General features: G+C 57.4%; 7 protein-coding genes. All 7 read left to right on the top strand.

Annotated features, from left to right (window positions below; all coding sequences use genetic code 11):
- Positions 1–199 (top strand): hypothetical protein (locus tag DTF_RS27105; protein WP_226989199.1); only part of this gene is annotated, 199 nt, incomplete at its 5' end.
- Complete coding sequence (locus tag DTF_RS22185; RefSeq protein ID WP_081702824.1) at positions 196–987, top strand: dihydrolipoamide acetyltransferase family protein; 792 nt, start codon at positions 196–198, stop codon at positions 985–987. The genes DTF_RS27105 and DTF_RS22185, both read left to right, overlap by 4 nt.
- Before the next feature lie 7 nt (positions 988–994).
- Positions 995–3,400: a Lon protease family protein gene (locus DTF_RS0106205; protein ID WP_027714626.1), complete on the top strand. Its 2,406-nt coding sequence runs from the start codon at positions 995–997 to the stop codon at positions 3,398–3,400.
- 213 nt (positions 3,401–3,613) lie between these two features.
- Positions 3,614–4,387: a DsbC family protein gene (locus DTF_RS0106200; RefSeq protein ID WP_051361002.1), complete on the top strand. Its 774-nt coding sequence runs from the start codon at positions 3,614–3,616 to the stop codon at positions 4,385–4,387.
- 71 nt (positions 4,388–4,458) lie between these two features.
- Entirely contained in the window at positions 4,459–5,229 is a 771-nt protein-coding gene (gene fabI, locus DTF_RS0106195; RefSeq protein WP_027714624.1) for an enoyl-ACP reductase FabI, read from the top strand.
- A 64-nt stretch (positions 5,230–5,293) separates the two neighbouring features.
- Entirely contained in the window at positions 5,294–6,922 is a 1,629-nt protein-coding gene (gene hflX, locus DTF_RS0106190; RefSeq protein WP_027714623.1) for a GTPase HflX, read from the top strand.
- Positions 6,923–6,997: 75 nt separating this feature from the next.
- A partial coding sequence (locus DTF_RS26430; RefSeq protein ID WP_193352685.1) for a lytic transglycosylase domain-containing protein occupies positions 6,998–7,777 on the top strand: 780 nt, incomplete at its 3' end.

Here is a 7,777-nt window from a genome sequence, read left to right as displayed (position 1 = left end):
GAGGAAGAAGAGGCTGAGGAAGAAGAGGCTGAGGAAGAAGAGGCTGAGGAAGAAGAGGCTGAGGAAGAAGAGACTGAGGAAGAAGAGACTGAGGAAGAAGAGACTGAGGAAGAAGAGACTGAGGAAGAAGGCGGGAAACAGGGACGCGCTTCCGCCGCCTCTCCCGCGGCACGCAAGCTGGCGCAGGAGAAGGGGGTGAATCTCGCCGATATCCGGGGAAGCGGTCCTGGCGGCCGAGTAGTTCTGGCCGACGTGGAAAGGACACAGCCGACCCCGGGAACGGATGCGGAGGCGGCTGGGGGCAAGCCCCAGAAAAGGTCGGTGAAAATCCGTCGTCTGGTTGCCCGCAAGATGGTGGATAGCTGGCAGAATATCCCCCACTTTTTCGTCACCGTCGCAGTGGATATGACCGATGTGATCCGCTTCCGAAGGGACATCGGGGTCAGCATCAACGATTTCATCGTTGCCGCAGCAGCCAGCTCGCTCAAAGAGCATCCGTGGGTCAACAGCCACTGGATCGACGGAGAAGCGGTGGAGAAGGAATCCATCGACATTTCTCTGGCCGTGGCCACCGATAGGGGGCTGTACAATCCGGTCATAAAGGATTGCGGAAACCTTCCGCTGAAGGAGCTCAGTCTCCGGGCCAAGGACCTTGCCGACAGAGCCCACAAAGGAAAGCTGCGAGAAGAGGATATGAGCGAGGGCACCTTCACCATTTCCAACATGGGGATGCTGGGAGTCGAGTCCTTCAGTGCCATCATCACTCCGCCGCAGGCAGCGGTTCTGGCCGTTGGGACAGTCAAGGGTGAAATAGTCATTAACGAGAAAGAGGAGCCGGGGATCGCTCCCGTGGTGAGGCTGACCCTTTCCGCCGATCATCGCATTCTCGACGGAGCCGATGCCGCCGAGTTCCTGGCGACCATGAAGACCTATCTCGAGGCGCCGGTCACCCTCATCACCTGCGATGACGTCAATAAAAAAAGGTAGAGACAACATGAAGCAATTCCTCCTCTCGCCCGAGGAACTGGCCTGGCGCTGCGACCCGGCCCAGTTCGAATTTGAAACTACTGAGCAACTTCCTTCCCTGGAGGGAGCAATCGGGCAGGACCGGGCGCTGACGGCCATCGAATTCGGCCTCGGCATCGAGGATTCCGAATTTAATATTTTCATCCTCGGCGAACCCGGGACCGGACGCTCCTCCACCATCATGAAGCTCCTCAAGGCACGGGCCGAGGGGGAGCCCGTCCCCGACGACTGGTGCTATGTGCACGACTTCAGCGACGGCACCCGGCCAACCCGTTTCAATCTGCCGCCGGAAAAGGGAAAAGAGCTGCACAGGGATATGGAGATGCTCGTGGACCGGTTGCGGGAAGAAATTCCCAAGGTTTTCGAGAGCAAGGATTACGAACTGCAGAAGGGGAGGATTGCTGAAGATTACCAGGAAAAAAGCAAGAAGCTGTTCCAGGATCTGGAAAAGAAAGCCAACATGGAAGGCTTCCTTCTCCAGCGGACGGTCAGCGGCCTGGTCCTGGTTCCAACCCGGGACAACCACCCTCTCTCCCAGCAGGAGTACGAGGATCTTTCCTCCCGGGAAAAATCATCTCTGGATCAGAAAGGCTCCGATCTGCAGGAACAGCTCAACGATATGCTCCGCAAGGCCCGGGAGCTGGAAAAGGAGGTCCGGGAATCGACTTCCAAAATGGAAGGGGATGTCCTGCTGTTTGCCATGGGGCATCTCTTTGAGGAACTGGAAGATAAATATAAGGGTCACGAGAGAGTCCAGGCCCATTTTGAAAGCTGCAAAAAGGACATTCTGGAGAGAATCGACGAGTTCCGTCCCTCCGAGGGGCCAAAGATAGCTCTGCCTGGAATGAAGATGGGGGAACAGGAGCCCTCGTTTGATCGATACCGCATCAACCTTTTCATTGATAACAGCGAGCTCAAGGGGGCGCCGGTCATCCAGGAGGCCAACCCGACCTACTTCAATCTTTTCGGCCGCATCGAACACGTCATCCAGATGGGCAATGCCACCACAAACTTTCTCATGATCAAGCCCGGCGCCCTCCACCGGGCCAACGGCGGGTACCTGGTTCTCGACTGTCGGGAAGTGCTCATGAATTACTTCTCCTACGAGGCTCTCAAGCGATGCATCCGCAACCGCGAGGTCCGGATAGAAGACATGGCCGAGCAGTTCCGACTTTTCGCCACCGTCTCCCTCAAGCCGCAACCGATTCCCCTGGACTGCAAGATCATTCTCATCGGGACGCCGCTTCTATATTATCTGCTATATCAACTCGATCAGGATTTCCGTAAATATTTCAAGGTGAAAGCCGATTTCGACCGGATGATGAAAAACACCTGGGAAAACGTGCAGCAGTATGCCTTGTTCGTCGCTACTCAGTGCAGGGAGGAGAACCTTGCGCCTTTCGAACCGAGCGGCGTGGCCTGCCTGCTGGAATACGCGGCACGTCTCATCGAGGACAAAAACCGGTTTTCGTCCCGTTTTATCGACATCGCCGACCTGATCCGGGAGTCCGCTTTTTATGCCTCCCGTCAGGGGAGCGAGCGGGTCAACCGTTCGCATGTGAATCAGGCCCTTGAGGCCAAAATCTATCGCTCCAACAAGATGGAGGAGCGGATTCAGGAAATGATCGAAGACGGCACCATCCTGGTCGATACCGAGGGAGCCGTCGTGGGGCAGGTGAATGGTCTTTCCGTCTACCTGCTCGGGGATTATTCCTTCGGCAAGCCATCCCGGGTCACGGTGCGCACCTATCTCGGCAAGGGAGGATTTCTCAACATCGAGCGAGAAGCCAAGCTCTCCGGCCCCGTCCACGACAAGGGAGTCATGATACTCGCCGGTTTTTTCGGCGATCGTTATGCCCAGGACAAGCCGATGGCCCTGGCCGCCTCGATCTGTTTCGAGCAGTCCTATTCGGGGGTGGAAGGGGACAGCGCATCTTCCACGGAACTTTATGGTCTCATGTCCTCCCTGTCCGGAGTCCCGATACGTCAGGGGATCGCCGTCACCGGATCAGTCAATCAGAGAGGGCAGATTCAGCCCATCGGCGGAGTAAACGAAAAAATCGAGGGCTTTTTTGCCGTCTGCAAGGCCAAGGGGCTCACCGGCGAGCAGGGAGTCGTCATCCCGGCGGCCAACATCAAGAATCTCATGCTCAAGGAAGAGGTCATCGAGGCCGTCAGGGAGGAGAAATTTCACGTCTGGGCGGTCACCACTGCAGACGAGGGGATCGAACTGCTCACCGGCATCCCGGCCGGTGAAAAACAGGAGGACGGCTCCTGGCCCGAAGGTACGGTGAATTACCGGGTGGACAGGCGTCTTCGGGAAATGGCCGAAGCCATCCGCAAGTTCGGCCCGGCCAGGGAAAATGAGAAATAGTCCTAACGGGGCGGTTCGCAAGGTGAATCGGCAAGGGCGGGATGGTGCATTCCTGCCTTTTTTTGTAATACGCCTCGATGTACCGGGCTCTTCCGTCTTGCCAAAAACAAAGGAAACAGTATAGTATTGGATTCGCGTGTTTAATGTCGACCTGCGGGAAGGTTTCTCCCTTCCTGACCCAGGGGCTCCCATATCCATGAAAGGAAAGTAGTGTTGAAGACGTCTCTGCTCATTCTGCTCATTCTGATCCTTTCCATCCCCGTTCAGGCCATGACCTCCGAGGGATGCGGCGCCGGCAGTTGTAATGATTGCCACAACCTGACGAAGAAGGAAGCGACCGATCTGCTCAAGAAGGGGGGGATCACCGAGGTGCTCAATGTCGAATTCTCCGAAATGCCCGGTGTCTGGGCGGTTGAGGTAGAAAAGGACCGCAAGCGCTTTCCCGTCTATATCGATTTTTCCAAATCCTTCGTCGTCACGGGAAACATCATCCGCCTGGAAGATGGAGAAAACGTCACTCAGCGGCGCACGGCACAACTCAACCGCGTTGATATCTCCAGAATACCTCTTGAAGACGCGCTCCTGCTCGGCAGTCCGGATGCCCGTACGAAGGTCACCGTTTTCACCGATCCCGAATGCCCCTTCTGCAAAAAACTCCATCTCGAGCTCAAGGAGGTGGTCAGCCGCCGGCCGGATATCGCCTTTCTGATCAAGCTTTTCCCGCTCAAGATGCATCCGAACGCTTACGGCATCTCCAAGAGCATCGTCTGCACGGGCTCGATGGAATTGCTCGAACTCAGCTTCGCCGGCAAACCGGTGCCGCCGCCGCTCTGTGAAACTTCCGCCGTTGATCGGACTATTGCCTTGGCCGAAGAGATGGGGATCCGCTCGACCCCAACCCTGGTTCTTCCGAGCGGAGTGGTGATGCCCGGCTACAAGAAGGCGGACGACCTTATCAAACTGCTGGATAGCGCCTCCGGCAACTGAATAATCTTGCCTTATCGAATACGATTTGCTAAAACTCTCTTTCCATAAAGATGTCAAGGAGGAAAAATTAAATGGGGTTGATGGAAGGAAAACGCGGCATCATCTTTGGTGTGGCGAACGATATGAGCATTGCCTGGGGCATCGCCAGGCAACTGAGGGCCGAAGGCGCGACCCTGGCTTTTACCTATCTCAACGAAGCATTGGAGAGGAGGGTGCGTCCCCTGGCTGAAAGCGTCGATGCGGAATTGATTCTTCCCTGCGACGTGAGCAATGATGAGGAAATCGAAGAGGTTTTCAAGACGGTCGGTGATAAGTGGGGCGAAATTGATTTTGTGGTCCATGCGATCGCTTTCGCCAACCGCGAAGACCTCAAGCACTCTTTCAGTCAGACCAGCCGCGAAGGTTTTCGTCTGGCCATGGACATCAGCGCCTATTCGCTGGTCGCGGTGACCCGCTATGCGGCGCCACTGATGAAAAAGGGCGGCAGCATCGTCACTATGACCTATCTTGGAGCGACGCGGGCGGTGCCCAATTACAACGTCATGGGTGTGGCCAAGGCGGCGCTCGAATCGTCGACCCGCTACCTGGCCGCCGAACTTGGCGAAAAGGGGATCCGGGTGAATGCCATCTCCGCCGGTCCCATCCGCACTCTGGCCGCATCCGGGATCGCCAACTTCAAGAAAAAGATCAGCCTCATGGATGACAACGCTCCCCTTCGGCGCACCGTTACTCAGGAGGAGGTCGGCAAGTCGGCCCTTTATCTCCTGTCCGATCTGGGCAGCGGCGTTACCGGCGAGGTTCACTTCGTCGATGCCGGCTTCAATTTTGTCGTCAGTGCCTGAACCGGGCATGTAACTTTTTCGAAAAGGGCCCTGCGGGGCCCTTTTTTCGTGGGGTTAAACAGACGTGATACATGGCAATCTCTCGGGGCTCAAATCGAGCCAGGTCAAGGCGCTGGAACGCATCTACCGTCGCCGGATACCGGCCGACCAGATCATTACCCCCGAACTGGCCCGTTTCCTGAGCGAACTCTCCGCCGATGTGCGGCGCCAGTTGGGGGTGATCATCGACCGGCAAGGGACCGTCGAATACGTCATCGTCGGCAATGACCGGGAGATCGTCATCCCCGATCTTTCCGATTACGGACTTGGGCGCAGCGGCCTGCGCGGCCTGCGCTGCATCCACACCCATCTCAGGGGTGAACCTCTTTCCCAGGACGATCTCACCGACCTGGCGCTCCTGCGACTCGATCTGATGGCGGCTGTGGCAGTGGGGGAGAGAGGATTGCCCGGGGCGGTTCATTACGCTCACATTCTTCCCCCTAATCCCGAAAAGAAGACCGCTGAAATTCTTTTCGCCCCTTCGATTCATGAGCTCGATCTCGATCTTGCGGCATTCCTGCGTTCGCTCGATGCCGAGCTCGAGCGAAAAATGGCCGAGACTGTCGATCTCTCCGACCGGCGCGAGAAAGCCATTCTTGTTTCCGTCACCCATGCGTCGCTGCAGGAGACAGAAGATTCCCTGGATGAACTGGCCGAGCTGGCCCGCACCGCCGATGTCCTGGTGCTGGATCGGTTGATTCAGCGCCCGCGTCGGATCAACCCTAAATTTCTCATGGGCGAGGGCAAAATCAAGGAAGTGATTATCCGCGCCCTGCAGCAGGGCGCCACCCTGCTGATCTTCGACCAGGACCTCTCTCCCGCCCAGGTGCGGGCGATTTCGGCCATTACCGAGATGAAGGTCATCGATCGCACGCAGCTTATCCTCGACATCTTTGCCCGCCGCGCTCACACTCTGGACGGGAAAGTGCAGGTGGAGCTGGCCCAACTCAAATACATTCTGCCCCGTCTGTCGGGAAAAGGGACAGCTCTTTCCCGGCTTATGGGCGGCATCGGCGGGCGAGGTCCCGGCGAAACCAAGCTGGAGATCGATCGCCGCCGAATCCGAGACCGGATTACCCATCTGGAGGGACAGCTCAAGTCGATGGCCAAGGGACGCCTGCAGCGCCGGCAGCGGCGAATCCGCGCCGGAGTTCCGATCGTTTCCATCGTCGGCTATACCAATGCCGGCAAGTCGACTCTTCTCAATGCCCTCACCCAGAGCGAAGTTTTCACCGAGGACCTTCTCTTCGCCACCCTCGATACCTCAACCCGCCGCCTGCGTTTTCCCCGTGACCACGAGGTGATCATCACCGATACCGTCGGCTTTATCCGCGAACTCCCAAAGAGCCTTCTCGGGGCCTTCAGCGCCACGCTGGAAGAGCTGGAAGATGCTGACCTGATCCTGCACGTCGTGGATCTCTCCAATCCCCGTTTCGAAGAGCAGATAAGCGCCGTAGAAAGAATTCTGACGGATCTCGAGCTCGATCGAATCCCCCGGCTGATGATCTTCAACAAGACCGACCTTGTGGATGCCGGGGAAATCGCTCCTCTTTGTCGACGCTTTGAGGCCATCCCTATCAGTGCCAGGCAGCGTCGCACCTTTGAGCCTCTGCTGCTGGAACTGGAGCGCCGCTTCTGGCCGGGTGAAGACTGAAGCTCCGAGGCCTGAAGTCCTTGACAAACAAAGATATTCTATATAGCCTGTGACCTTCAATTCAGGAGGTATGTCATGAGGTTGTATTGGGTGCTTGCCCTGCTGTTGCTGTCAGGCGGGTGTTTGTCCGTTCCGTCGGAAAAGGTATCATCAAGAGACTTCCCCGCGGAGAAGAGCTCTGCAGCGGAAGAACCTGCCGGGCGGGAACCGGTCGCGCCGGCGCCGCCGCACCTTCCGGCGGCGGAATTGGCCATCGATGATGCCGAAATTGCGGAAACGCTTTCAGACGAGCCCGTCGATCCCGAAACTCTTGAAGACAATCTGCTCCTGTCCGGCGAGGATATCGCCCCTCCCGAGGATGAAGGGGTGACGGTACAGCCGACGGAGATCACCTTCGATTTTCCTGTGGTGGAGAATGCCAAGGTCCGCTATTTTCTGGACTACTACACCGGGCCCGGCAAAAAAACATTTGCCCTCTGGCTTCAGCGCTCAGGCCGGTATCTCCCGATGATGCGGCGCATCTTTGCAGAGGAAGGTCTTCCCCAGGATCTCGCCTATCTGGCTCTGGTTGAATCCGGATTCAACCCGCGCGCCTATAGCTGGGCGCACGCGGTCGGTCCCTGGCAGTTCATCGAAAGCACCGGCAAGATGTTCGGACTCGGAAACGACTGGTGGCGGGACGAGCGACGGGATTTCGAGAAATCCACACGGGCAGCGGCTCACTTCCTCAAAGATCTCCATAGCCGCTTCGACGGGGACTGGTATCTGGCGGTGGCCTCTTACAACGCCGGTCCGGGCAAGATCAGCCGGGCCATCGGCATGTACCAGAGCCGGGATTTCTGGGAGCTGAGCCGG

Origin of the sequence: Desulfuromonas sp. TF (genome assembly GCF_000472285.1) — a bacterium.
Classification (GTDB): domain Bacteria; phylum Desulfobacterota; class Desulfuromonadia; order Desulfuromonadales; family ATBO01; genus ATBO01.
This window is presented reverse-complemented; position numbering and strand designations above follow the sequence as displayed.

Coding starts and splice junctions, on each gene's coding strand:
- DTF_RS0106205 (WP_027714626.1), top strand. CDS start 995: ATGAAGCAATTCCTCCTCTCGCCCGAGGAACTGGCCTGGCGCTGCGAC.
- fabI (WP_027714624.1), top strand. CDS start 4,459: ATGGGGTTGATGGAAGGAAAACGCGGCATCATCTTTGGTGTGGCGAAC.